The organism is Azospirillum sp. CT11-132, from assembly GCF_047302835.1.
Taxonomy (GTDB): domain Bacteria; phylum Pseudomonadota; class Alphaproteobacteria; order Azospirillales; family Azospirillaceae; genus Azospirillum.
The window spans coordinates 261,077-287,149 of the sequence record NZ_JBGLZA010000007.1 but is presented as its reverse complement, the minus strand read 5'-3'; the positions used below and the strand labels follow the sequence as shown (position 1 = coordinate 287,149).

At 67.1% G+C, this 26,073-nt stretch carries 12 protein-coding genes and 1 pseudogene; 4 read left to right on the top strand and 9 right to left on the bottom strand.

Going from position 1 to position 26,073, the window contains the following annotated elements; translation table 11 throughout:
- Positions 1 to 23: 23 nt before the first annotated feature.
- Together ACCD06_RS28505 and asnB are read right to left on the bottom strand one after the other, a co-directional pair.
- Positions 24 to 2,006: a hypothetical protein gene (locus ACCD06_RS28505; protein ID WP_413345272.1), complete on the bottom strand. Its 1,983-nt coding sequence runs from the start codon at positions 2,004 to 2,006 to the stop codon at positions 24 to 26.
- A complete protein-coding gene (gene asnB, locus ACCD06_RS28500) occupies positions 2,003 to 3,925 on the bottom strand; it encodes an asparagine synthase (glutamine-hydrolyzing) (protein ID WP_413345270.1) in 1,923 nt (640 codons plus the stop codon). Before asnB ends, ACCD06_RS28505 begins: the two co-directional genes overlap by 4 nt.
- A 217-nt stretch (positions 3,926 to 4,142) precedes the next feature.
- Here asnB and ACCD06_RS28495 point away from each other — a divergent pair, with 217 nt between their 5' ends.
- Together ACCD06_RS28495 and ACCD06_RS28490 are read left to right on the top strand one after the other, a co-directional pair.
- Positions 4,143 to 4,952: an FkbM family methyltransferase gene (locus ACCD06_RS28495; RefSeq protein ID WP_413345268.1), complete on the top strand. Its 810-nt coding sequence runs from the start codon at positions 4,143 to 4,145 to the stop codon at positions 4,950 to 4,952.
- Positions 4,953 to 5,128: 176 nt separating this feature from the next.
- Entirely contained in the window at positions 5,129 to 6,232 is a 1,104-nt protein-coding gene (locus tag ACCD06_RS28490) for a hypothetical protein (protein WP_413345266.1), read from the top strand.
- Between the two features lie 100 nt (positions 6,233 to 6,332).
- On the opposite strand, the pseudogene ACCD06_RS28485 reads toward ACCD06_RS28490, so the two are convergent.
- The 4 genes and pseudogenes from ACCD06_RS28485 to ACCD06_RS28470 all read right to left on the bottom strand — a co-directional run.
- Positions 6,333 to 6,596: pseudogene (locus ACCD06_RS28485) on the bottom strand (transposase); the annotation flags it as partial.
- A gap of 372 nt (positions 6,597 to 6,968) precedes the next feature.
- Complete coding sequence (locus tag ACCD06_RS28480) at positions 6,969 to 7,604, bottom strand: hypothetical protein (protein WP_413345264.1); 636 nt, start codon at positions 7,602 to 7,604, stop codon at positions 6,969 to 6,971.
- 81 nt (positions 7,605 to 7,685) lie between these two features.
- A complete protein-coding gene (locus ACCD06_RS28475; protein ID WP_413345262.1) occupies positions 7,686 to 10,685 on the bottom strand; it encodes a tetratricopeptide repeat protein in 3,000 nt (999 codons plus the stop codon).
- 42 nt (positions 10,686 to 10,727) lie between these two features.
- On the bottom strand, positions 10,728 to 12,908 hold the full coding sequence (locus ACCD06_RS28470) for a tetratricopeptide repeat protein (RefSeq protein ID WP_413345260.1): 2,181 nt from the start codon (positions 12,906 to 12,908) through the stop codon (positions 10,728 to 10,730).
- Positions 12,909 to 13,625: 717 nt separating this feature from the next.
- Between ACCD06_RS28470 and ACCD06_RS28465 the strand changes: the two genes are divergently transcribed.
- Both ACCD06_RS28465 and ACCD06_RS28460 read left to right on the top strand, forming a co-directional pair.
- A complete protein-coding gene (locus tag ACCD06_RS28465; protein WP_413345258.1) occupies positions 13,626 to 21,122 on the top strand; it encodes a calcium-binding protein in 7,497 nt (2,498 codons plus the stop codon).
- A 266-nt stretch (positions 21,123 to 21,388) separates the two neighbouring features.
- A complete protein-coding gene (locus ACCD06_RS28460) occupies positions 21,389 to 23,260 on the top strand; it encodes a hypothetical protein (RefSeq protein ID WP_413345256.1) in 1,872 nt (623 codons plus the stop codon).
- A gap of 41 nt (positions 23,261 to 23,301) precedes the next feature.
- Here the strand turns inward: ACCD06_RS28460 and ACCD06_RS28455 are convergent, their stop codons facing one another.
- The 3 genes from ACCD06_RS28455 to gmd all read right to left on the bottom strand — a co-directional run bounded on the left by ACCD06_RS28455 (position 23,302) and on the right by gmd (position 25,924).
- Positions 23,302 to 23,733, bottom strand: a complete 432-nt coding sequence (locus ACCD06_RS28455; RefSeq protein ID WP_413345254.1) for a hypothetical protein — start codon at positions 23,731 to 23,733, stop codon at positions 23,302 to 23,304.
- Between the two features lie 66 nt (positions 23,734 to 23,799).
- Positions 23,800 to 24,780, bottom strand: coding sequence for a GDP-mannose 4,6-dehydratase (locus ACCD06_RS28450; RefSeq protein ID WP_413345252.1), 981 nt, complete (start codon positions 24,778 to 24,780; stop codon positions 23,800 to 23,802).
- A gap of 61 nt (positions 24,781 to 24,841) precedes the next feature.
- Positions 24,842 to 25,924 (bottom strand): GDP-mannose 4,6-dehydratase, encoded by a 1,083-nt coding sequence (gene gmd / locus ACCD06_RS28445; protein ID WP_413345250.1) that lies wholly within the window; start codon positions 25,922 to 25,924, stop codon positions 24,842 to 24,844.
- Between the last annotated feature and the right edge of the window lie 149 nt (positions 25,925 to 26,073).

Sequence of the window (26,073 nt, the reverse complement as noted above, 5' to 3'; positions counted from 1 at the left end):
CTTTTTTGCGTCACCTTCTTGCGTCAGGGCGCCGCCGCCACCACCCCGCCGGGGGGCGTCAATTCCTTCAAGGTGCCGGAATGGGTCGTGGCGAACAGCCGGACCCGCTGGCCGGCGACCTCGGCCGGCAGCGGCAGGATGAAGCCGCTGTTGAGGAGCCGCTCCTCGTGGAAGGCGTTGACGACGTCGGACCGCGCGCTGCCGGTGGAGCCGGTGGCGACGATGCGGTCGCCGACCGCCGCCAGGACGAAGGCCGCCGGCGCTGGCACGGTCATGTCGGCGGCCCATCCCGCCAAGGCGAGCGGACCGTTGGGAATGCGCTCGATCCGGTCGAGGGAGCCGTTCACCCCGTCATTCGTCCCGGCCGGCCGCACCGCCATGGTCAGCCGCAGGGTGCCTGCCCCGTCATCGAGCGTCCCGTTGTGCAGAAGGGTCTGCAGGATCGGATGTTCCGGTCGGTTGGCGGCATCGTTCAGGATCGGGGCCAGGAAGTCGGCCTTCAGGTCGTAGGCCGCGTGCAGGAAGGGGGCGATGTTGCGCGGCGAACTGGACGGGCAGACCAGCGGCTGCTGCCAGTCCAACCCGCCCGGCGTCCGGATGGCCTGCAGGTGGCTGGCGATGCAGCGCTGCGCCTCGCTGTCGCGCTCCGCCACCATCAGGTTGAGGTCGGCGACCTTCCAATGCCGCAGCAGGGAGCCGCTGACGCTGTGGCCGAGGACAAGGAGGGCGGCCAGAAGCAGCCCGGCGGCAGCTCCCCGATCCAACCGCACTGTCCCATTCCCCGCCGCGCGCTCCGCCCGGCCGGCCATCAGCACCGTCCAGCCGGCGACCGCCGCCGGGAAGGCCAGCAGGACCGGATAGGCATAGCGCGGGATGGTGCCGCAGCGCATTGCGGCGGCGATCCCGTCGCCGCACAGCCCGGCCCGGCCCAGGGCGGTGGTCATGGTGACGATCGCCGCCCCCGCGATCAGCGAGGCGATGCAGAAGACGGCGTGGCGCCGCTCGACGCCCGCCCGGACGAAGGGCAGCAGCACCGCCGGGATCAGGCAGAGCACGAACGCCACGGCCCCCACCGCCAGGGACGGCGGCGCTCCCACCGTCTCCACCGGCAGGCCGGCGGCGGTGGCGAAGGCGCCGAACAGGAAGGCCCAGAATTCCCGATGCCAGGGCAGCACCAGCGGCTGGCCGGTGTGGTTGGCGTAGGAGCCGTGGAAGGTCATCCACAGCATCGCCACGGTCAGCAGCAGCCCGCCGCCGACCACCACCAGCGTGCGCCCCTCCGCCAGCCTTTCCCGCCAGCCTGCCTGTCGGCGCAGGGCCAGCACCGCACCGACCCCCGCCGCTGCCAGGGCATAGCTGGCGCCGAACACCCCGGTGGAGCCGAAGGCCAGCAGGAACAGCGTCGCCAGCACCAGCCGGCCGCGGGCCAGCGTGTGGAGGAACAGGAACAGGCAGGTGAAGAAGATCGGCTGGGCCAGCCCCATGTGCTGGTAATAGAAATACTCGTTGTTCAGCGTGCCGGTCAGGAACAGCCCGGTCGCCACCACCGGCACCGCCTCCCAGGCCGACCGCAAGCCGTCCCGCAGCAGGACCAGCGCGTAAGTGGCGAGCATCGCGGCGAAGGCCAGCCAGCCGACCAGCCGGAAGGCGATGAAATCGACGCCGATGGCATGCCACAGCCCGTGGGTCAGCAGCTTGAAGAAGGGCGCGACATGGTCGCTGTCCTTGGCGAAGATCGAATGAAAGGTCAGCGGCTGCTGCACGCCCTGGGCGGTGCCGAAGAAATAGCCCCAATCGTCCCAATAGGGCAGGCCGCTGCTCGCCTGCATGTTCCGGCCGAACTGATAGACGACGATCAGCGCCCCCAGCGCCAGCAGCAGCCGGACCAGGATGCGGGCGAAAGACGAGGCGCGGGAACCGGTGGGGACTGCGGTGCGGTCAGCGGCAAGCCTGTCCGCTCCCCTAGGCGACCGGGGGAGCGGACGATCCAGACTGTCTAAACTCATGCGGCTTTTTCCATCGGTGCCAGGGGCGGTGCCGGGGTTTGGGCCGGGCGGTCCAGCGCGGTGGCGAGTGCGGTCCAGGCCCACAGCAGGCCGCGGTGGTCGGCCTGTCCGCTGCGGTGCTCGTCCCAGCGCGCCGCCAGCCACTTGCCGTCCACCCCGATGCGCGCCGCGGTCTCCAGCGGCGGCTGGGGCAGGTGGCGCAGCCAGCGGCTCAAGGGGATGCCGAAGCCCTTCTTGGGCCGCGCCAGGATCGCCGGCGGCAGCAGCGGCGCCATCGCCTTCTTCAGGATCCATTTCCGCATGCCACCCCGAATGCCGTTCGGTTGCAGCTTCACCGAAGCCGGCAGGCGGCTGACGAAGGCGACGAGGTCGCGGTCGAGGAAGGGGGAGCGCGTCTCCAGCGAACAGAACATGCTGGCGCGGTCGGCCTTGATCAGCAAATTCTCGCCCAGATAGAAGCGGCCGTAGAACTCGATGGAGCGGTCGACGTCGTTCCGGCTGGCGCCCGACCGCCACAGGGCGTCGGCCTCGTCATAGAGATCGTCGGCGGAGAGGTCGGTGCCGAACAGCCGCGACACCTCCTCCACCGAGGCCGGCCCCAGCCAGGCCGGCATCCAGTGCGCCGGCCGGTGCCCCAGCCCGCGCAGCGCCCGGCGCAGCTTGAAGTCGAAGCTCATGTTGCGGTCCGACCGCGGCAGCCGGTGGGCCACCGCCTCCGCCAACCGGTGCAGCGGGCGGGGGACGGCATGGTGGTAGAGCCGCGCCGTGCGCAGCGCGTCGAAAGTGTCGTACCCCGCGAACAGCTCGTCGCCGCCGTCGCCGGTCAGCGCCACCGTCACCCGTTCGCGGGCGAAGCGCGACAGCAGATGCGTCGGCAGGATCGACGGATCGGCGATCGGATCGTCCAGCCGGCCCAGCAGTTCCGGCAGCATCCCCGCCGCGGTGTCGAGGTTCAGCATGCGGCAGGCGTGGTCGGTGCCGTAATGGCGCGCCGCGTCGGCGGCATAGCCGCTCTCGTCGAAGCTCGGCTCGTCGAAGCCGATGGTGAAGGTCTTCATCGACGCCGGGTCGCGGTGGCGGGCCGCGAGCGCCACGATGGCGGCGCTGTCGATGCCGCCGGACAGGAAGAAGCCGACCGGCACGTCGCTCAGCATCCGGCGCTCCACCGCGCGGTCCAGCAGTTCGCGCAGTTCCTCCGCCCACTCATCGGGACCGCCCGGCGGCTGGTCGTCCACCACCATCCGGTATTCCCAATAGCGGCTGACCGACAGCCGGCGGCTCGTCAGGTCGTAGACCATGCTGCAGCCGCCCGGCAGCTTGCGCACCGCGGCATGGGCGGTCAGCGGCGCCGGGATGAAGCCGTAGGCGAAATATTTGACCAGCGCGGTGCGGTCCAGCCCGTCCGGCACCGACGGGTGGGACAGGACGGCGGTGGCCTCCGACGCGAAGACCAGCCCGTCGGCGGTTTCGGCATAGAACAGCGGCTTCTTGCCGAAGCGGTCGCGGCCGAACACCAGCCGGCCCTGACGGCGGTCGTAGAGGCAGAAGGCGAACATGCCGTTCAGCCGCTCCAGCATGTCCAGGCCCCATTCCCGGTAGCCGTGCAGCAGCACCTCGGTGTCGGAATGGTCGGTTCGGAAGCGGTGGCCGGCCTGCTCCAGCGCGCGGCGCAGTTCGGGCGCGTTGTAGATCTCGCCGTTGTAGACGATGACCAGATCGCCGTCGGCCGTCGCCATCGGCTGGTGGCCACCCTCGATGTCGATGATGGCGAGGCGGCGGAACCCCAGATGCACCGGCAAGGCGCCGCTGGTGTCGATATGGACGCCGTCGTCGTCGGGGCCGCGATGGCGGATGATGCTGGTCATGACGGCGAGGTCGCGCTCGCCGCCGGGTCCGGCGAAGCCGGCGAAACCGCACATGGGGCTGCTCTCCCGGAGGGACTGCCGAAGGTGGCGACGGGGGCTAGGTGTAGCGCCTCGCCCGGCCGGGTGCCATGGCGAAATGCCGAACCCTGGATGCCGGCGATGCGGTGACGGGTCGCGCGGGCTGAAAGTCGTGGCTTCCGGTTCCGGCTTTGGATTACAGCAGAGGCCGTGGGGTGCGGCCATTCCGGTCGGGCTGGATGGGAGCAGGCGGATGATCGGTGGACCAGTGGATCTGGAAGGCGGCTTCAACCGCATGCGGCCCTGCCGCCACGGCTTGATGGTCTACAACCGCAACGACCGCTATGTCGGCCGCTCGCTCGATCTCTACGGCGAATATGCCGAACATGAGGTGGCGGTGTTCCGCTCGGTCGTGCGTCCTGGAGACGTCGTGATCGAGGTCGGGGCCAACATCGGTGCCCAGACCCTGCCGCTGGCCCGCATGGTCGGGCCGTCCGGGTCCGTCATCGCCTTCGAACCGCAGGAGATGCTGTTCAACCTGCTCTCCGCCAATCTGGCCCTGAACGGCATCACCAATGTGCGGACCCGGCGCATGGCGGTGGGAAGCGAGGCTGGCGCCATCCGGGTGCCGACGCTCGACCCGAACTGCTCCAACAATTTCGGCGCCCTCGCCCTCGGCGGCTGGGACTATGGCGAGCTGGTTCCGCTGGCGGCGCTGGACGGCCTGGCTCTGCCGTCCTGCCGGTTGCTGAAGGCGGACGTGGAGGGCATGGAGGAGGCGGTGCTGCGCGGGGCAAACGGGCTGATATCGGCCCACCGGCCGGTGCTGTATGTGGAGAACGACCGGCGCGACCGCTCGCCCGCCCTGATCGGGCTGATCCGGTCGATGGGCTACCGGGTGTGGTGGCACACGGCGCGCCTGTTCCATCCCGGCAACTTCGCCGGCAACCCCACCGACGTGTTCGATGGGGTCGGCGCCGTCAACCTCATCGCCCTGCCGCCGGGCAGCGACATCCACATCTCCGAGTCTGAGATCACCGACGATCATGGATGGTGGGCGTGAGGCGGCATCTATAACTGGATCACGATCATGCCCAAGGCCTTGATGTTGGGCAGCATAAGCCAGAAGGCTCAATGGAGTGGAGTGCTTCGGCAATGTGATCCTGACCAAATCTCCATGTGAGGACGGCTCAGTCTGCCTTTCCGGCTCTCCCAATCAATATAAACAAAGAGGCTGCTATGGTAATGATTCCTTCAGATGCGCCTAATGAACGACTTCATGAAATACATGAGAAGATTAAATTTGTTCTGTCAAAGGAAAAGTTCAGCATCATCTCTCTAAGAGGTATGGGGGGGCTGACTGGTGCGCCGGGAGGCATATGGCATGATTTCGAAAATGACGATTGGAACATATTCGATAAAGTGATTCTGTCGGGAAATATTGAGAAAGCCGATATAATAATTATGAATATTGGGGGAGAGAATTTCGAAGGATTGAGAGGTTATCTTGAGAGGAGAGGTTTTAGAGGGGTTCTATGCTTTTGGCTCCATGATAATCACGTTGCCCATCAAGCAAACAAAAGCTCTATTGTTGAAGGTGATATGTACTTCAGTTCTCATTATGGGGCTGAGCACGAAGATTATTTGCTTAATGAGCGTTCTATTGCGGCCCCAATACTACCTGCATGCTACAGGAATATTCCACTTAAAACTGTCAATGATATCATGGGGAGATATGAAGATTTTCCCAGGATATCGAAGGCAGTGGCGCCTTATTTTCTGTACGACCCTTTCCCAAGAACAAAATTTCTGAAAGAAATAGTCAGGAATTCTTCCGAAATTGTTTGTTTTTATACGGATTCATCGGAAAGAGAGGAAAAATACTATGTTAAGCTATCAGAGGAAGAAAAAGCGATCAGATGGTTTTCTTTCAAATCATCTATAGTTGTTCCATTAAATATGGATATGTCTATTCGGATTTTCGACGGCCTGATGTGGGGGCATACGGTAATCGTTCCAGATCATTTGCCTGCGTTCGACCATGTCATTGATCCCAAGACGGCAGAGCGTCTCGGTGTCATTCGATATTCTATGAGCCAGGGCGTCGAGGCTATCAATGAGGCGGTAGCCAAAGCAATTTATGCTTTCGATCAAGGTGGAGCTGAAGCTGTGATGGAGCGACACAACTTCGTGGTTTCGAATCATCTTTACGCCCATAGAGTTCGTGCGTTGCTGACATTCCTGATGAACTTTGCCAACGGTAGTACTGTGAACAGTTTTGTCCGTACCCACTCCGGCTGGGGAATGAGAACCCGTTATGCTGATCGGCGGCCATTGATTTGAGGCAGCGTTTGCTCGACCAGCCACAGCCTGGGGCGTAGGACAAAGCCCTTGGCGCGATCGGAGCTCTTGACGGTCTCCGGCCGCCAGCCGCCGACGTCATTCACCTTGATGGCCGCGACCTCCCCCGGTAACCGCCCTCGGCAAAAATCACTTGGATAAGGGGGAAGAGTGCGCGTGTGGCCTTGTCCAAGACCAAGGCGGTGCTGTCACCATCCTGGAGATCGGCGCGATGACCGGCGACGTTCAGGAGCAGTCCAAGCCTGTCGACAAGGATGTGGTATTTGACGCCCCCCACCTTCGCAGGCCAGCTCCGTCGCAAGCTCCCTTTTCCCGCCGCCTGGACGCTCTGGCTGTCGATCACGGTGGCGGTCGGGCTGGCCTCGCGACCTTCCTGCTTGTGGCCCCGCTGAGATCATAGTCGATGCGCTCCAGCGTACCTTCCCAGGCCCGCAGATGCAGATAGCCGTGGACCATGCTGCGCAGAGGCAGATCCTTGGGCAAGTGATGCCACTGGCAGCCCATCTCCAGCACATAAAGCGCACCGACTTGCAAAGCCGATGGTTATGAACTTTCCGTGCTAAATCAAAGTTCCAAATATTAATTTATGGAGGCAGCCTAGCACTACTTTGGCAGAATTCTGGATTCGCAGTCAATTTCAATGGGTTAGCGAATTCATGCTCCGCTCGCTAACCTATTGATTTTCCTGCATACAGACCCCAAAACGGCCAAAGTAGTGCTAGCGCTTGTCATCTTTCACGCTGCCTTCATAGTACACTTGTCCAATATAGTCGCAGGAACAAGGACCATGCGGTGGAAATGGTTTGCCGCCAAAAGGTGATGTTCCCCGAACATGCTGAAGACAATCATGCTGGATAAGCGGCCAGATGGACTCCGCCAGGAAGTACATGTCGTCCAGCTTGTTCTCCCAGCGGTTCCAAGCCAGGATCCGTGCTTTCATATCCGGAATCACTCCGCCCCGGATCCCCCACATGCCGCCCAGCATTGGCCAGTTCAGGTGGTGCGGGTGGTCACGCATGATGTGGGCTCCCTTGCCGGATGCCAACCAATCCTCCACTGCGGCAGCCTCTCGAACGTTCAGCCGGCTGTCGGCATCCCGCACGATCAGAGCGTCCAAACCCTCGTCAGATGCTGGAATGAAGCGCCAGAACATGCCGAAAATGCCGCCTGGATTCCGCATCAAGCAAACCTGTACGCCGTTTTCGACCAACTCGCGTGTAAACTCGTTCTGCTCGTCGGTATAGATGCGGAGCGTCCAGCCTGGATAGATCTCCTTGTAGATCCGGCTGTTGATCAAGGCTCCTTCCCAATACATTCGCGAAGAGCCCCAGACTGACATGGTGATGAGACGCAAGGCCGCTTTTCCCGGTCTAGGTTCGTGAGAGTGGTTGAATGGTAACGGAAAGGGGAAGCAAACGGGTGTGCGAATGTATCTTCACGCTCTTGCCCGCACCCAGGCCTGGTACAGCCCGCCGAAGATCATCGGATGCTCCGCCTCCAGCCGGTCCCAGCGGGCGAGCGAGGTCATCGCCGGGTCTTCGGGGAAGCGCCTGCGGTAAAGCGCCGCCACGGCGGGATCGGCCAGCCGGAAGCCCAGGAACTCCAGGCCCAACGCTTCGAGCGCACCGGCCAGCCAGGGCAGGGTGACGTGCAGCTCGTGGACATGCATCAGCAGGTCGCGGCAGGCGCTGGTGCCGTAGAAGTCCGGGGAATGGACGACGGCGCGCGCCGGATGGCCGTCGGGCAGGGCCAGGATGTCCTGGCGGACGTGGCGGATGCCGTCCAGGGTCGGCTGGTGGCCGCGCTCCGCGATGAAGGCGCGGGCAGCCAGAACCGGCCGGCGGGCGGCGGCGCTGTAGAAGCCCACCTCCATCACGCCATGCGGGCGCAGCAGCCCGCGCAGCACCCGCAAGCCCGCCATCGGGTCTTCCATGTGGTGCAGCACGCCGACGCTGTGCACCACGTCGAAGCGGCGGTCCAGCGCTCCCAGCTCCAAGAGGTCGGCCTGGGCGAACTCGATGTTCAGGCCCAGCCGCCGGCTCTGCCGGGTGGCGTAGGCGAGGCTGCGGCGGCTGAGGTCGACCGCCAGCACCTTTGCGTTCTTCAGGGTGGAGGCGGCCCACACCGCCTCGCGCCCGGTGCCGCAGCCGGCAACCAGCACCTCCGGCGCCTCCCAGCCCGGCGCGTCCCAGGCGGAGGAGGCGGGCAGGGCGGCATGTGGGAAGAGCGCGTGCAGGAAACGGGGCAGCGGCACCGGCTCCGGCAGCAGGCCGGTACCCATCCAGCGCGGATAGGGGTTCTCCTCATACTGAGCGCGCACGCCGACCGACACCGGGTTGCTGACCGGCGTCAGCACCGGCAGCTCCGCCTGGATCGCTACTTCGGCCAGCGGTTCGGCGACCTGCCGCTCCAGCAGCCGGGCGATCTCCTCGGGCCAGGACAGGGACTGCAGGGCGGCCGCCCGCTCCCAGCGGTAGAGCGGCCGGTAGGCGCCGAGCAGCGCGACCAGCACCGCCGGTGGCTGTTCGCCGCCCGCCAGCGCCGCTTCGGCCGTGCGAACCAGCACCGCCAGCACCTGGAACTCGCCGTTGGTCTCGGTGAAGACGTATTCGTTGAGGAAGCTCTGTTCGGCGATGGCGGTGCACAGGGCGCGCCAGGACGGCCGGTCGGGCAGGCCGGGGCCGGTCAGCGCCAGCAGCAGCACCCGGCGCAGCCGGGTCATTGCCCGCTCCAGCACCGGATCGCAGACCGGGGCGGCGCGCAGATGGGCCAGCAGCAGCGCGTCCTCCGCCAGCCCGGCGAGCGACCCGTCGGCCAGCAGGCTCTGGCTGGCGTCGTCCAGGGCCGGACCGGCATCCTCCGGCAGGGCGGCCAGGGTTCTGATGACGGGCGAAGCCAGCAGCACGCCGGCGATGGCGCGCGCCAGCCCGGCGCCCTCCACCTCCGGCCGGCCGAGCGCGGCCAGCAGGTCGGCGCGCAGGCCCTCGTCAACTCCCTTGGCGGGGTCCGGCAGGGCGGCGTCGCGCAGCGCCTCGGCGAAGGCGATCCAGTTGCGCGGCACATTGGGGGCGAGACGGATCGCCTTGCGCACATAGGGCAGGGCCTGGTCGCGCCAGCCGCCCTGCAGGAACAATGCTGCGATGCCGAAGCACAGCTCCGCGTCCTCCGGTGCCGTGCGGGCGATGGCGAAGGCCTCGGCCTCCGCTTCGGCGGTGCGGCCGGCGGCGATCAGCAGCGACAGCAGGGCGCGGCGCAGCGGCAGGGGAAGCGGCTGGCCGGCCGGACGGCCGGCGGTGGCGCGGCGCAGCTCCTCGATGGCGGCGTCGGGGTTGCCGGTTTCCTGGTGCAGGCGGGCGAGGTTGTTGTGGACCTCCGGCAGATCGGGGGACAGGCGCAGTGCCTCGCGGTAGGCGTCCAGCGCCCCGGCGGTGTCGCCGCCGGATTGCAGGGCGGCGCCCAGATTGGCCAGCAGCGCCGTCCGGTCGGGATCGTCCGAGTTGGCGATGCGGGCCAGCCCGTCGCGGCAGACGGTGGCCGCCTCCTGCCAATGGCCGGCGACGCGCAGGCTGTCGGCCAGCCGCAACCGGGCGTCGAGATGGCCGGGATCGACCGCCAGCACCCGGTGGAAGGCGGCGATGGCCGATTCCGGCTGGCCGGCGCGGTGGTGCAGGGTGCCGATGAGGTGCAGGGTGCCCGTCAGCCGCGGGCGCAGCGCCACCGCCTGCTCGGCCTGCTCCAGCGCCTCTTTGTCGCGGCCAAGCCGCGCCAGCAGTGAGGCATGGTTGCCCAGGATCTCCGGCAGGATCGGTCGGTGGGACAGCGCCCGCTGGAACAGCGCCTCGGCCTCCTCGGCCCGGCCTTCCAATGTGCGGACCAGTGCCAGGGTGCCCTGCGCCTCCGCCTGCGCCTGACGCACGGCCTGGGGGGCTTGCGCGACCGCGTCGGCAAGGCGCAGCGCCGTGTCGCAGGCCGCCGCCGCTTCGGCCAGCTGGCCGCGGCGCAACCGGGCGAGCGCCTGCGCGCGGTGGGCCTGGATTGCCGCCGTTCCACCTGCCGCCCCGGCCGCCGCCCGCCGCAGCGTCTCAGCCGCCGCCGCATAGCCGTTGTCGATGCGGCCGGCGGCGATCAGCGCGAACGCCAGCACGCTCCAGCCCTCGGCCCTGTCCGGTTGCGACCGCACCGCAGCTTCCGCCCAAGTCACGGTCTCGGCCGGCCTGCCCAGGATGCGGGCAGCTTCGGCGAGCGACAGCAGCCCGGCGGCATCCTGCGGCGGGGTGCCGAACATCTCGCGGTAGGGGCCTTCAGCCTCCTCCGGCCGGCCGGTCCGGCACAACTCCAGGATCTGCGACAGGCGCTGTTCCACGGCGAGACGATCCGGGGCGCTCCGCTCGGTCGAAAGGCTGGCGGTTCGGGTGGCGGTGTCGGCGGCGGTCATGGAACAGGTCCCTTCGGTTGGAGGGATGAGGGCTATCGGGCCTCAATAAGCCTGATAGGATTTCTCTTCGACCAGCTCGGAGCCGAGCAGGCGGTTCAGGTCGCGCTTCAGCGCCGCGCGGCGGTCGTTGGTGTGATAGACCTGCCGGGCCAGCTCGACGAAGCGCGGGCCGAAATCCTTCGCGCGCTCGCAGTCGCGGATTTCGTCCTCGACCTCCCACAGGGTGGTGTTGACCGCGCGCAGGTCGTCGATCACCGCGGCGACCTCCGGCCGGGTGGTGTCGGCCTGCGCTGCGACGGCTTCCAGCGCTTCACGCTCGCGCCGGACATTGGCCAGCTTTTCGGCGTCGGCAATGCGCTCGGCCTTGATGTCGAGGATGGTGATCTTGTCCAGCAGTTCGCCCCAGGAGACGGGCGCCAGGATCGGCATGTCGGAAGGTCCGGTTCGGATATGGTTGACGTGTGTGGCTCGTTCGCGGAGCGCGCGTTCCAGCTGGTCGATGGCGTCGTTCCAGGAGCCGGGGCGGTCCTGGCGGAACAGGCGCATGGTCGGATACCAGGGGCTGTCGTCGCGGTCGAGCATCCAGCGCCAGTCGGGGGCGAAGGGAACCATCACCCAGACCGGGACGCCGAGCGCGCCGGCCAGATGGGCGACGGAGGTGTCGACGCAGACGACGAGGTCGAGGCCGGCCATGATGGCGGCGGTGTCGGCGAAGTCGTGGATGTCGGGCGACAGGTTCAGCAGGGGGAAGCCGCCGGGCGGGTTGGCCGCCTGTCCTTCCGTCGGCCCCTTCTGGATCGAGACGAGGCTGACGCCCGGAATGGCGGCCAGCCTTGCGAAGGGGGCGAGGCCAATGGAGCGGTTCTTGTCGTTGCCGTGGGTCGGCGATCCCGCCCAGACGATGCCGACCTTCAGCCGGCCCCCGTCCTTTGCCAGCCCCTTCAGCCGCTCGCCCCAGCGTGCCACCAACCCCGGCTCCGCCGACAGGTAGGGAACGCGGTGCGGGATGCTGTCCATCTGGGTTCCGAACACCTCGCCCAGGCTCAGCATCGGCAGATGCAGGTCGAAGGCGTCGGTGGGAAGCTGGCCGCTGACGAAGCGCTCCACGCCCGGCAGCCCGGCCATCACCCGCTCCAGCGCAGCCGGCAATCCTAAGATCACCCGGCCGCCGCGGGCCGCCACCATCGGCACATAGCGGCAGAACTGCAGGGCGTCGCCCAGCCCCTGTTCGCCATGCAGCAGGATGCGGCGGCCTTCCAGCGGCTCGCCCGCCCAGCGCGGCTTGGGCATGGCAGCGTGGGTGGGGGCGTCCTTGCAGCGCAAGCGCCACTCGTATTCGCGCCAGCCCTCCTCGAAGCGGCCGGCGACCAGCAGCGCCATGCCAAGATTGCGGTGGGCATCGGGGCTTGCCGGATCGACCAGGATGGCGCGCCGGAAGCCGGCGATGGCATCAATCGTCCTGTTCCGGTTCAGTTGGGTGGTGGCGTGGTTGGCGTAACCGCCGGCAAAGGCCGGGTCCACCACGACGGCGTGGGCATGGGCCCGCCGCGCCTCCTCGAGCCGTCCTTGCTCCTGCAAGGACAAGCCGAGGCTGGTGTGGCCGGCGGCGAAGGTCGGGTCGAGCGCTACGGCGCGGTGGTGCCAGGCCATTGCCTCGATCGGGTGGTCCAGCCCGCGCAATGCGATGCCCAGATTGTTGCAACTGGCGATGTGGGTGGGATCGATGGTCAACCCGCGCCGGTAGGCGGCGACGGCGCCGTCGAGGATGTCCCGCTCCTGCAGGACGTTGGCCAGCCCGTTGTGCCCCTCCGCCCCGGCCGGATTGAGGCGGATTGCCCGCCGATAGACGCACTCGGCATCGGTGAGGCGGCCTTGGGCGCGCAACAGTCCGCCCAAGCTTTCCTGGAGCACAGCCAAATCCGGACGCAGGGCGATGGCGCTGCGGTAGGCAGCCGCCCCTCCAGACCCAAGGTCGCGCAGCAGATTGCCAAGATTGAGGCGGATCTCGGCGGTGTCCGGGGCAAGGAGCAGGGCCCAGCGCATCATCCGCAACGCGGCTTGCGGCTGGCCGTTGCGCCGGGTGATCAGCGCCATCAGGTGCAGGGCGTCGGAATGGGCGGGATCAAGCGTGAGGATGCGGCGATAAATCCGCGCTGCCATGGCCAGCTGACCGCGTTGATGCTGCTGCACCGCAACGGCGAGTGCTTCCTGGATGGTCGCCATGCCTTGGGTCCGATGTCCTTCGCGCCATGGAGGTCATTGGTCAGCGTCTGCGGGCGCATCGGCGGTCTGCGGCCCGGTCGCTGCAACGGAATAGCGGCTGCGCACGATTTCTCCAAGCCCATCCTGCTGTCCGGAAAGGGTGAGCGCAGGCCATGTTAAGGAAATGCAACACAAACGCCCTGCCGCTGGCACTTGGCATGACAAATTTCAGCCGGTCCAGGTTATGCGGTGATCGATTCGAGAAAAGACGTCGTCGCGGTCTTGCGAGCCAACGGCAGCTTGGCGGTATGCCACCGCTTCCCGTCCGTCTGTGGCGAATTTGCCATGGGGCCATTCTGCATGATTTTACAAGGCTTTGGAGGCGAGGCGGTTGGCATGCCCACCTCCTTCGAGCGGAGTGATGGGACGACAAGGGTGAGGGCCTACTCATTTCGGTAGAAACGCGTTGCCATGGGTCGGCTCCTTCGGATAACAAGAGCACGGTGTGTTAGCTCACGCTCGGGCTGAGTCTGCCTGCCCTTAGCCATGGTGTAGCGCACGCCTTGAAGTGGTTCATCCGCCGGCGAACCAAACCTGAAGGGGACTAGTATGGCTGGAACCTATAATATAGCTACAAGCATTACTGCGGGAACGACCCTATCGTTGGGGCAGTACACGACGATCATCGGAAGCACTGAATCGGACGTCATTACCCTCGGCTCGACCGCGGGCAACACGGTGACGATCTCGCTTCTGGAAACGGTGATTGGCACGACGTTCAGCGACATCATCACCCTGGCCGCAGGGTCTACCCTGCAGGTTTCGTTGCTTGAGACCCTGGTGGGCAGCAGCAGCTCCGATGTGGTCTCCATTGGCACGACGGGCGCGACGATGCTGGTCGACGTCCTGGAGACGATCACCGGTTCGGCTGCGAGCGACGTGATCTCGGTCGGCACGTCCGGTTCCACGATGCTGGTGAGCCTGCTTGAGACGATCACCGGCGGCGTGGGCACCGACGTCATCACGCTGAGCGGCGGCACGACCGGCAACACCCTCCTGGTCAGCGCGCTTGAGACGATCACCGGCAATGCCGGCTCCGACGTCGTCACGCTGGGCACCGCCGGCAGCACGCTCCTGGTCAGCGCGCTCGAGACGATCACCGGCGATGCCGGGTCCGACGTCGTCACGCTGGGCACCGCCGGCGGCACCCTCCTGGTCAGCGCGCTCGAGACCCTCGTCGGCAGCGCCACCAGCGACGTCATCACGGTGGGCACCACGGCCGGCAGTTCGCTGCGGGTCACGGCCATCGAGACCATCCTCGGCAATTCCGGCTCCGACGTCGTCACGCTGGGCGGCACGGCCGGCAACACGGTTTTCGTCGGTGACATCGAGACCGTGATCGGCACGACGGCCAAGGACGTCGTCACGCTGGGCACCGCCGGCAGCACCATCGTCATGGTCGGGATCGAGACGGTCCTCGGCGGGGTCGGCAGCGATGTGATCCTGCTCGGCACGGCCGGCAGCACCGTTCTGGTCAGCGGCATCGAGACCCTGGGCGGCGCCGCGGGCACCGACATCGTGACGCTGGGCACCGCGGGCGGCACCCTGACCGTCGCCTTCGTCGAGACCCTGACCGGGTCGTCTGCCAGCGACACCATCGTCGTCGGCACCTCGGGCAGCACCCTGCTGCTCAACAGCATTGAGACCATTCTCGGCCAGGGCGGCTCCGACGTCGTCACGCTGGGCGCCGGCAGCGGCACCGTCCTGGTGTCCGGCCTGGAGACCCTGACCGGCACCACCGCCAACGACGTGGTGACGCTGGGCACGGCCGGCACCAGCAACATGCTGGTCAACAACATCGAGACGCTCATCGGCCTGACCGGCTCCGACGTCGTCACGCTGGGCGCCGGCAGCGGCACCATCCTGGTGTCCGGCCTGGAGACCCTGACCGGCTCGACCGGCTCGGATGTCGTCACGCTGGGCGGCACCGCCGGCAACAGCCTGCAGGTCTCGCTGGTCGAGATCCTGGTCGGCTCGAGCAACTCGGACACCGTCGTGCTCGGCGGCACCGTCGGCAACACCATCACCGTGCGCGACCTGGAAGTCCTGACCGGCTCGGTCGGCTCGGATGCCGTCACGCTCGGCAACACCGGCAACAGCCTGCTGGTCTCGGCGGTTGAGACGCTGATCGGCGGCACGGCCACCGACGTCGTCACGCTGGGCGGCACCGCCGGCAACAGCCTGGTGATCTCGGCGGTCGAGACCCTGGTCGGTTCAGCCGGGTCCGACGTCGTCACGCTGGGCAGCGGCGGCAACACCATCCTGGCCTCTCTTCTGGAGACCCTGGCCGGCTCGAGCAGCTCCGATCTCGTCACGCTGGCCGGCACCGTCGGCAACAGCCTGCAGGTCTCGCTGGTCGAAATCCTGGTCGGTTCGAGCGGCTCCGACGCCGTCACGCTGGGCAGCACGGCGGGCAACACCATCACCGTCCGTGGCCTGGAGACGCTGACCGGCAACAGCGGCACCGACGCGGTCACGCTCGGCGACACCAGCAACACGCTCATGGTTTCCAACCTGGAGACCCTGATCGGCGGCGCCGGCTCCGACGTCATCACTCTGACCAGCGGCGCCACCCTGCTGGTGTCGGCGATCGAGACGCTGACCGGTTCGGCTGCCTCCGACATCGTCACCCTGGGCAGCGGCGGCAACACCGTCCTGGCCTCGCAGCTCGAGACCCTGACCGGCGGTGCTGGCACCGACGTGGTCACGCTGGGCGGTACGGCGGGCTCGACCCTGCTGGTGTCCGGCATCGAGACGCTGTCCGGTACGGCCGGCACCGATGTCGTTGCGCTGGGCACGGTCGGCAACACCCTGCTGGCCTCCAACCTGGAGACCATTGCCGGCAATTCTGGCTCCGACCTGGTGTTCCTGGCCTCTGGCGGCAGCACGCTGCTGGCCTCCGGCCTTGAGTTCCTGATCGGCGGTGCGGGCACCGACGTCGTCACGCTGGGCACGGCGGGCAACACCCTCACTGTCCGTGGCCTGGAGATGCTGACCGGCAACGCCGGCACCGACGTCGTCACGCTCGGCGACACCGGCAACACGCTCATGGTTTCCGCTCTGGAGACCCTGACCGGCGGTTCGGCCACTGACGTCATCACGCTGACCAGCGGCACCACCCTGCTGGTGTCGGCGATCGAAACGCTGACCGGTTCGGCCGGGTCCGACGTGATCACCATCGGTTCGGCGGGCGCCACCCTGCTGACCTCGGGTCTGGAGACCCTGACTGGCGGCACCGGTTCGGAACTGGTCACGCTGGGCGGTACGGCGGGCAGCACGCTCCTGGTGTCGGGCATCGACGTCCTGATCGGCGGCGCGGGTTCCGACGTCATCACCTTCGGCACGGCGGGCAACACGGTTCTGCTGCGCGGCATCGAGACGCTGACCGGCAACGCCGGCACCGACATCGTGACGCTGGGCAACACCGGCAACAGCCTGCTGGTCTCGGCGCTTGAGACCGTCATCGGCGGCACGGCCACCGACGTCCTCACCCTCAACGCCGCCAGCACGCTGTTCGTGACCGGTATCGAGACGCTGACCGGCTCGGCCGGGGCCGACGTCGTCACCTTCGGCTCCGTCCTCGGCAACACCGCTCTGGTGGCCGGCGTCGAGACGCTGACGGGTGGGGCCGGCTCCGATGTCGTCACGCTGGGCACGCTCGGCACGACCCTGCTGGTGTCGCTGATCGAGACGCTGAGCGGCAACAGCGGCACCGACATCGTCACGCTGAGCACCTCCGGCAACACCATCCTCACCGGCAACCTGGAGACGCTGACCGGCGGTTCGGGCACTGACCTGGTGTTCCTGGCCTCTGGCGGCAGCACGCTGCTGGCTTCCGGCCTTGAGTTCCTGATCGGCGGTGCGGGCACCGACGTCGTCACGCTGGGCACGGCGGGCAACACCGTCATCGTGCGCGGTCTGGAGACGCTGACCGGCAACGCCGGGACCGACGTCATCACACTCGGCGACACCGGCAACACCCTGCTGGTTTCCGAGGTGGAGACCCTGGCCGGCGGCGCGGCCACCGACGTCGTCACGCTGGGCGGCACGGCTGGCAACACGCTCCTGGTGTCGGCGCTCGAGACCCTGACCGGCTCGACCAACTCCGACGTGATCACCATCGGTTCGGCGGGCGCCACCCTGCTGGCCTCGGGTCTGGAGACCCTGATCGGCGGCACCGGTTCGGAACTGGTCACGCTGGGCGGCACGGCTGGCAACACGCTCCTGGTGTCGGGCATCGACATCCTGATCGGCAGCACCGCCAACGACGCCGTCACCTTCGGCTCGGCCGGCAACACGCTGCTGCTGCGCGGCATCGAGACGTTGACCGGCAACGCCGGCACCGATGTCCTGACCCTGGGCAACACCAGCAACACCGCCACGGTGTCGCTGTTCGAGACGATCATCGGCGGCACCGCCAATGACGTCATCACCCTGGGTACGGCCGGCTCGACCCTGCTGGTTTCGGCGCTGGAGACCCTGAACGGTTCGGCCGGCTCCGACGTCATCACGCTGGGTTCGTCCGGCAACACCATCCTGGCTTCGGTCCTGGAGACGATCACCGGCGGTTCGGCCACCGATGTCGTCACGCTGGGCGGCACGGTCGGCTCGAGCCTGCTGGTGTCGCTGCTGGAGACGCTGACCGGTTCGGCGGCCTCCGAGGTGATCACGCTGGGCACGGTCGGCTCGACCCTGCTGGCCTCCAACCTGGAGACCATCACCGGCAACTCTGGCTCCGACCTGGTGTTCCTGGGTTCGGCGGGCAACACGCTGCTGGCCTCCGGCCTTGAGTTCCTGATCGGCGGTGCGGGCACCGACGTCGTCACGCTGGGCACGGCGGGTAACACCATCATCGTGCGCGGCCTGGAGACGCTGACCGGCAACGCCGGCACCGACGTCGTCACGCTCGGCGACACCGGCAACACGCTCATGGTTTCCAGCCTGGAGACCCTGACCGGCGGTTCGGGCAACGACGCTATCATCCTGACCAGCGGTGCAAACCTGCTGGTGTCGGCGATCGAGACGCTGACCGGCTCGGCCGGCTCGGATGTCGTCGCGCTCGGCACCACCGGCAACACCATCCTGGCCTCTGCGCTTGAAACGGTCACCGGCGGCGCCGGCACCGATCTGGTCTTCCTGGGCGGCACGGCGGGCAACACGCTCCTGGTGTCGGGTCTGGAGTTCGTGATCGGCGGTGCGGGCTCCGACGTCATCACGCTGGGCACGGCGGGCAACACCGTTATCGTGCGCGGCCTGGAGACGCTGACCGGCAACGCCGGCACCGACGTGGTCACGCTCGGCGACACCGGCACCACCATGCAGGTGTCTCTGCTGGAGACCCTGGTTGGCGGTTCGGGCTCCGACGTGATCGTGCTGGGCGGTGCGGCCAACACCCTGCTGGTTTCGGCGGTCGAAACGATCACCGGCGCTGCGGCGGGTGCGGACATCGTCACGCTGGGTTCGACGGGCAACACCCTGCTCGCCAACCTGCTCGAGACGGTCACCGGCGGTGCGGGCACCGACGTCGTCACCCTGGGCACGACCGGCGGCACCCTGCTGGTTTCGGCTCTGGAGACGATCACCGGCTCCACCGGCACCGACGCGATCTTCACCGGCACGGCTGGCAGCACCATGCTCGCCAACCTGGTCGAGACGATCACCGGCGGCACCGGCACCGACGTGATCTTCCTCGGCTCCGCCGGCAACTCGCTGCTGGTCTCCGGGATTGAGATCCTGGTCGGCGGCACGGCCAACGACGTTGTCACGCTGGGCACTGGTGGCAACACCATCCTGATGCGTGGCATCGAGACCCTGACCGGCAATGCCGGCTCCGACACCATCACGCTCGGCGATACCGGCAACACCCTGCTGGTTTCGGCGATCGAGGCTCTGGCGGGCGGTGCGGGCACCGACATCGTGACGCTGAACACGGTCGGCGGCACCCTGGTGGTCTCTGCTCTGGAGACGCTGACCGGTTCGGCGACCACCGACGTCGTCACGCTGGGCACGGCCGGCAACACGCTGTCGGTCAACCTGCTCGAGACGCTGACCGGCGGTGTGGGCTCCGATCTGGTGTTCCTCGGCTCGGCCGGCACGACGCTGCTGGCTTCGGCCATCGACATCCTGATCGGCGGCACGGGCACCGACGTCATCACGCTGGGCACGGCTGGCAACACGGTGCTGCTGCGCGGCATCGAGACGCTGATCGGTCTGGCGGGCAACGATGTCGTCATGCTCGGCAACACTGCCAACTCGCTGCTGGTGAGCGGCATCGAGACGCTGGTCGGCGGCGCTGCGAGCGATGTCATCACGCTGGGCGGCACGGCGGGCAACACCCTGGTGGTGTCGCTGGTCGAAACGCTGGTCGGCTCCTCGGTTGTCGACACCGTCACCTTCGGCACCTCCGGCGGCACGCTGCTGGCGAGCGGTATCGAAACGGTGATCGGCGGCACGGGCACCGACATCCTGTTCACCGCCACCACCGGCTCGACCATGCTGGTTTCCGGCGTGGACATCCTGGTCGGCGGCACGGGCACCGATGTCATCACCCTGGGTTCGGGTGGCAACACCCTGATCACCCGCGGCATCGACACGCTGAGCGGCGGCGCTGGTTCGGACCTCGTCATCCTGGGTGACACCGGTGTGACGATGGAGCTGGGTTCGGGCATCGAAATCCTGGTCGGCGGCGCCGGCACGGATGTGGTGACCACCAGCACCTCCGGCTCGACCCTGATCACCCGCGGCATCGAGACGCTGACCGGCGGCGCCGGGCTCGACGTCATCACCCTGGGCGACACCCCGAACACCCTCACCGTCGGTGGCGTCGAGACGCTGGCCGGTGGTGCTGGCACCGACATCGTCTTCACGGCTTCGACCGGTACGACGATGCTGGTTTCGGCGGTGGAGTTCCTGGTCGGCGGCGCCGGCACGGATGTCATCACCCTGGGTTCGGGTGGCAACACCCTGATCACCCGCGGCATCGACACGCTGAGCGGCGGCGCTGGTTCGGACCTCGTCATCCTGGGTGACACCGGTGTGACGATGGAGCTGGGTTCGGGCATCGAAATCCTGGTCGGCGGCGCCGGCACGGATGTGGTGACCACCAGCACCTCCGGCTCGACCCTGATCACTCGCGGCATCGAGACGCTGACCGGCGGCGCCGGGCTCGACGTCATCACCCTGGGCGACACCCCGAACACCCTCACCGTCGGTGGCGTCGAGACGCTGGCCGGTGGTGCTGGCACCGACATCGTCTTCACGGCTGCGGCCGGCACGACGATGCTGGTTTCGTCGGTGGAGTATCTGGTCGGCGGCACGGGCACCGACGTGGCGACCCTCGGCAATGGCGGCAACACCGTCATCACCCGCGGCATCGACACGCTGAGCGGCGGCAATGGTTCCGACCTCGTCATCCTGGGTGACACCGGTGTGACGATGACGGTGAGCTCGGGTGTCGAAATCCTGGTCGGCGGCGCCGGCACGGATCGGATCACCCTCGGCGACAACGGTTCGACCGTGCTGCTGCGCGGCATCGAATCGCTGATCGGCGGTGCGGGCAACGACGTGATCACGCTGGGCGACACCGTGAACACGATCAGCGTCCAGGGCATCGAGACGCTGACCGGCGGTGCGAACACCGACGTCGTGACGGTCACCAGCGGGTCGATCCGCTTCCAGGGCGGTGCGGGCGACAGCCTGACGCTGGCCTCGGGTGCGGGCACCGACACGGTGGTCTACTCGTCCTTCGCCGGCTTCACGGCCGGTTCGAACACTGGCTACCTGTCGGTGACGAACTTCGAGGCGTCGCGTGACCAGGTGCAGCTCACGGGCGAAGCCCGGACGGCGGCGGACAAGAACGGCGACGCGGCTCTGGCCACGGCGTCGGCTGCGACCAACGGCGTCAGCATGAGCAACGAGCTGGTGAGCCTGACCTCCGTCGTGAGCGGCAGCCTGACCGATACCGATCTGGCGAACTTCCGGACGGCTCTCGGCACGCTGACGAACTCGTCGGCTGGGGCGAGCACGCTGGTTCTGGCCAACAACGGCACGAACAGCGGCCTGTACCAGGTCACCGACATCAACGGCGATGGTCAGGTGACCGCGCCGGAGGTGCGTCTGCTCGGTGTCTACAACGGGACGACCGCCCTCACCCTCTCCAACTTCAACCTCGGCTGAGGCAGGAGAGCTTTCTAAAGGAGAGGGGCGCCCATCCGGGCGCCCCTTTTCTTTTGCCGGTATTGGAGCTAGAGCCTATCTGGTGCTTATTGAAGCATCAGATAGGCTCTAAGCTTTTGGCTTTCCGTGTGATTCACGCTTCAAGCGTTTCTGCTTGAACCAATCACTCGGCCGGAGTGGAAAGCCGGGAGGAAGCCGGCTAGGGTCGGCCATGGGCTCGCACAGGTGACGGCGGGCCGGTTTCGTCTCCACTGCTCTGGCTCCCGATGGCCTCGATCCAAGATGTTCTCACCCACGCCCAGCAGCGTCATACCGCCGGACACTTCGCCGAGGCGGCGGCGCTCGCGCGGGCGGTTCTGCGGCTGGTGCCCGATCATGCCGTCGCCCGGCACATGCTCGGCGTCGCCTTGTGCGCGTCCGGCCAGGGTGAGGAGGGGCTGGCCCACATCGGCACGGCCATGCTTCTTGAACCGGGCCAGCCTGTCTGTGCGGTGAACCGGGCCAGCCTGCTCCAATCACTCGGCCGCAGGGCCGACGCGGCGGCAGCGTTCCATCGCGCCTTGCGGCTGCGGCCGGCCGATGCCCGGCTGCTCGACGGGCTGGGAAGCTGTCTGGGCGACCAGGGCCATAATCGGGAAGCGCTTGCTCCCTTCAAGCACCGGCTGGCGCTGGACCCCGGAATGGCGGAGGCCTACCGCAAGGTTGCCATCGTGGCCCAGCGCGACGGCCGGCTGGATGAGGCGCGGCGGGCCTACCGCCGGGCTTGGCGGCTGGGGGGAGGAGACGGGCTTTTGGTGCGCGAGGCGCTGAGCTTGCCGGTCATTCCCCGCTCAGTGGCTGAGATCGAGGAAAGCCGCTCCCATTGCGCCGAGGTGCTGCGGCAGGCGCGCGAGCACGGGCTGCGCATCGCCGACCCCATGCGCGAGATCGGCGTCACCTCTTTCTTCCTGTCCTATCATGGACTCGATGATCGCGTCTTGAACAGCGAGCTGGCCGCCTTGTATCGGGAGGCTTGCCCCTCCCTGCTCTACACCGCTGCGCATTGCCGGGAGCCCACCAGGGCGGAGAACAAGGCCGGACGGCGGCTGCGCGTCGGCTTCGTCTCCGATTATTTCCACAATCACACCATCGGCATGCTGAACGAGGGGCTGATCGAGCGGCTGTCGCGCGAGCGCTTCGAGGTGGTGCTGTTCCTCACGCCGGGGCCGGACGACAACCTGCGACGCCATCTGCGCATGGTGGCCGACCGGGCCGTCGACATTCCGGGCGATCTCGATGCCGCAAGGCGGATCATCGCCGAGACGCGGCTGGATGTCCTCTACTACACCGACATCGGCATGTCGCCCTTCACCTACTTCCTCGCCTTTTCCCGGCTGGCGCCGCTGCAATGCCTGACCTGGGGGCACCCGGACACCACGGGCATTGCCACCTTGGACTGCTTTTTGAGCTGCGACGCGATGGAGCCGGAGGATGGCGAGGCCCATTACAGCGAACGCCTTGTCCGCCTGCCCGGCCCGACCGTCTGCTACCGGCGCCCGCAACTGGCCGAGCCGCGCAAGACCCGCATCGACTTCGGCCTGCCTGCCGCGAGCCGGCTCTATCTCTGTCCGCAGAGCCTGTTCAAGATTCATCCCGACTATGATGAGGCCTTGATCGCCATCTTGCGGCGGGACCGTGACGGCCTCCTCGTCTTCGTCGATCCGCGCGGCCAGGGCGCTCCATTGCTGCAGCGGCTGGCCGCCAAGGGGCCCGACGTGGCCGACCGCATCCGCCTGCTGCCGGGGCTGGGCGCTGCGGATTTCATCGCCTTGACCGCCGATGCCGATGTCATGCTCGACCCATTCCATTACAGCGGCGGCAAGACAAGCCTGGAGGCCTTGGCCTTCGGCACACCGGTGGTGACCTGGCCTGGTGCGTTCATGCGCGGGCGCCACACCTTGGGCTTCTACAGGCTGATGGGGCTTGATGACTGCGTGGCGAGCGATCCGGCCGATTATGTCGAGCGGGCGGTCCGGCTCGGCACCGATCCGTTGCTGCGCGCCCAAGTCCGACAGCGCATCCTCGAGCGCTGCGGTGTTCTGTTCGACGATGAGGCCTCGATCCGGGCGATCGAGGATTTTCTCCTGAAGGCGGCCTGACCGGACCGCGGCCAAGCCGTTCGGTCGGCCGGGGATGCGGGTCAGTGCGCGGGCAGCGCCGACAGGCGGTCGGCCATCCGCAGGACACCCTGGGCCAGCCGGACGATGGCGGGAGAGCCGATGAACAGCTCGCGCAGGGCCGCCCCTTCGCCGAAGCGCAGGACGAAGCCGTTTGGGTTGAAGACCACCGCGATCTTGGCGGCTTCCGACAGGACATGCTGGGTACGGCCCTGGAACACGGCGTCCAGGATCGACCGGGCGAACTCGCGGGCGTCCTCCACCTCCAGGCAGGCGATCTCCGGTCCCAGCCGGCTTTCGTTGAACAGGAAGACGCCGTCCAGCCGCAAGGCGTCGTCGCCTTCCGGGGTTTCCCCTTCATGCAGGGCGATGTGGGACAGGAACTTGCCGTCCGGAAACAGGACGGTGCGGTCGTCCACCTCGATGTTGATGACGAGCTTGCTCCTGGCCGACATGGGACGGGGGTTCTCCGAAAAGGCTGTTCCGCAGGGGGGAGGCCGGTGGCCGGGCTTTCCGCACTCTCAATCGGCGGACCGGCGCGCCATTTCGGCGTCGGCCAGTCCGCTGACCACGTCGGCCATCCGCCGCTCGGCGCGCCATCCCAGCAGCCGTTCCGCCTTGGCGGAGTTGCCGACGCTGAACGCGATGTCCGACGGGCGCAGCAGGTCCGGATTGCTGACGACATGGCGGCGCCAGTCCAGCCCGAAACAGGAGAAGGCCTGGGCGACGAAATCCTCCAGCCGGCTCGCCTCGCCGGTGGCGATCACGAAATCCTGCGGCTCGTCCAGGGTCAGCATGCGGGCCATGGCGTCGACATATTCCGGCGCCCAGCCCCAGTCGCGGGCGATCGACAGCGTCCCCAGTTCCAGCACCTCGGCCTTGCCCTCGGCGATGTCGGCGGCGCCGCGGATGATCTTCTGCGTGACGTAGCGGGTCGGGCGCAGCGGCGATTCATGGTTGAACAGGATGCCGGAGCAGGCGAACAGGCCGTAGGCCTCGCGGTAGTTGGCGACCGCCCAGAAGGCGGCGGCCTTGCCGACGCCGTAGGGGCTGCGGGGGTGGAAGGGGGTGGTCTCGTCCGCCGGCGCCTGGGTGTTGCCGAAGCATTCGCTGGAGCAGGCGCTGTAGAAGCGGGTGTCCAAGCTCAAGAAGCGGATCGCCTCCAGGATGTTGATGGTGCTGGAGATGGTGCTGTTCAGCGTCTCGACCGGCTGGTCGAAGGACAGGCCGACTGAGGCCTGGCTGGCGAGGTTGTAGATCTCGGCCGGGCGGGCACGGGCGATCACCTCGACCACGCTGCGGAAGTCGGTCAGCACGGCCGAATGCAGGACCACCCGGCCGAAGATGCCGAGCCGCCGCAGGTTGGCGAAGCCCGCCATTTCCCGGTCGCGCGAGGTGCCGTGGACCGTATAGCCCTTGTCCAGCAGAAGCTGGGCGAGATAGGCGCCATCCTGACCCGAAACGCCGAAGATCAGGGCGGTCTTCGGTTCGCTTCGGGTCATTCCTCCAATGGTCATGGGACGGCGCCTCGAGCGGTCACTGAGCGGTCGCGGGTGGCTTGTGTCAGCGGTGATCGTCGCCGTTGGCCAGCAGCCGCATGTCGGACTCGACCATCTCGCGGACCAGATCGCGGAAGGCGGTGGTGTGGGTCCAGCCCAGCTTCTCGCGCGCCTTCGAGGGATCGCCCAGCAGCAGGTCGACCTCGGTCGGGCGGAAATAGCGCGGGTCGATGCGCACCACCACCTTGCCGGTCTTCTGGCAGATGCCTTCCTCGTCGACACCCTCGCCCCGCCACTCGATGCCGCGGCCGACATGGCCGAAGGCCAGCTCGACGAACTCGCGCACGCTGTGGGTCTCGCCGGTGGCCAGCACGTAATCGTCGGCCTCGTCCTGCTGCAGAATGCGCCACATGCCCTCGACATAGTCGCGCGCATGGCCCCAGTCGCGTTTGGCGTCCAGGTTGCCCAGATACAGGCAGTCCTGCGTGCCGGCATCGATGCTGGCCACCGCCCGGGTGATCTTGCGGGTGACGAAGGTCTCGCCGCGGGTCGGGCCTTCATGGTTGAACAGGATGCCGTTGCTGGCGTGCATGCCGTAGGCTTCGCGGTAGTTCACCGTGATCCAGTAGGCGTACAGCTTGGCGGCGGCATAGGGGCTGCGCGGGTAGAACGGCGTGGTCTCGCGCTGGGGCGTCTCCTGCACCTTGCCGTACAGCTCCGAGGTGGAGGCCTGATAGAAGCGCGCGGTCTTTTCCAGGCCCAGGATGCGGATCGCCTCCAGCAGGCGCAGCGTGCCGATGCCGTCGGCGTTGGCGGTGTATTCCGGTGTCTCGAAGCTCACATGGACGTGGCTCTGGGCCGCCAGATTGTAGATCTCGGTCGGCTGGATCTGCTGGACCAGGCGGATCAGGTTGGTGCTGTCGGTCAGGTCACCGTAATGCATGAAGAAGCGCACGTCCTCCTCATGCGGGTCGCGGTAGAGATGCTCCACCCGGCCCGTGTTGAAGGAGGACGACCGGCGCTTGATGCCATGGACGATATAGCCCTTCCCCAGCAGAAGCTCGGCAAGATACGCGCCATCCTGGCCGGTGGCGCCGGTGATGAGGGCAATTTTGCGCAAAGGACCGACCCTTGATCTGTACGGCATTGATGATCGGGCACTATCCTCAAAGGATCCGGCCAAGGCAAGGGGCGTTGCGCCCGGTCCCAGAGAAGGCACGGGGCCATGATGCCGCGGTGTCGGCTTCCCGGCAGGGCAATGGAGAAGCCTTTGGGTGGCACGAACGGAGTTGAAGC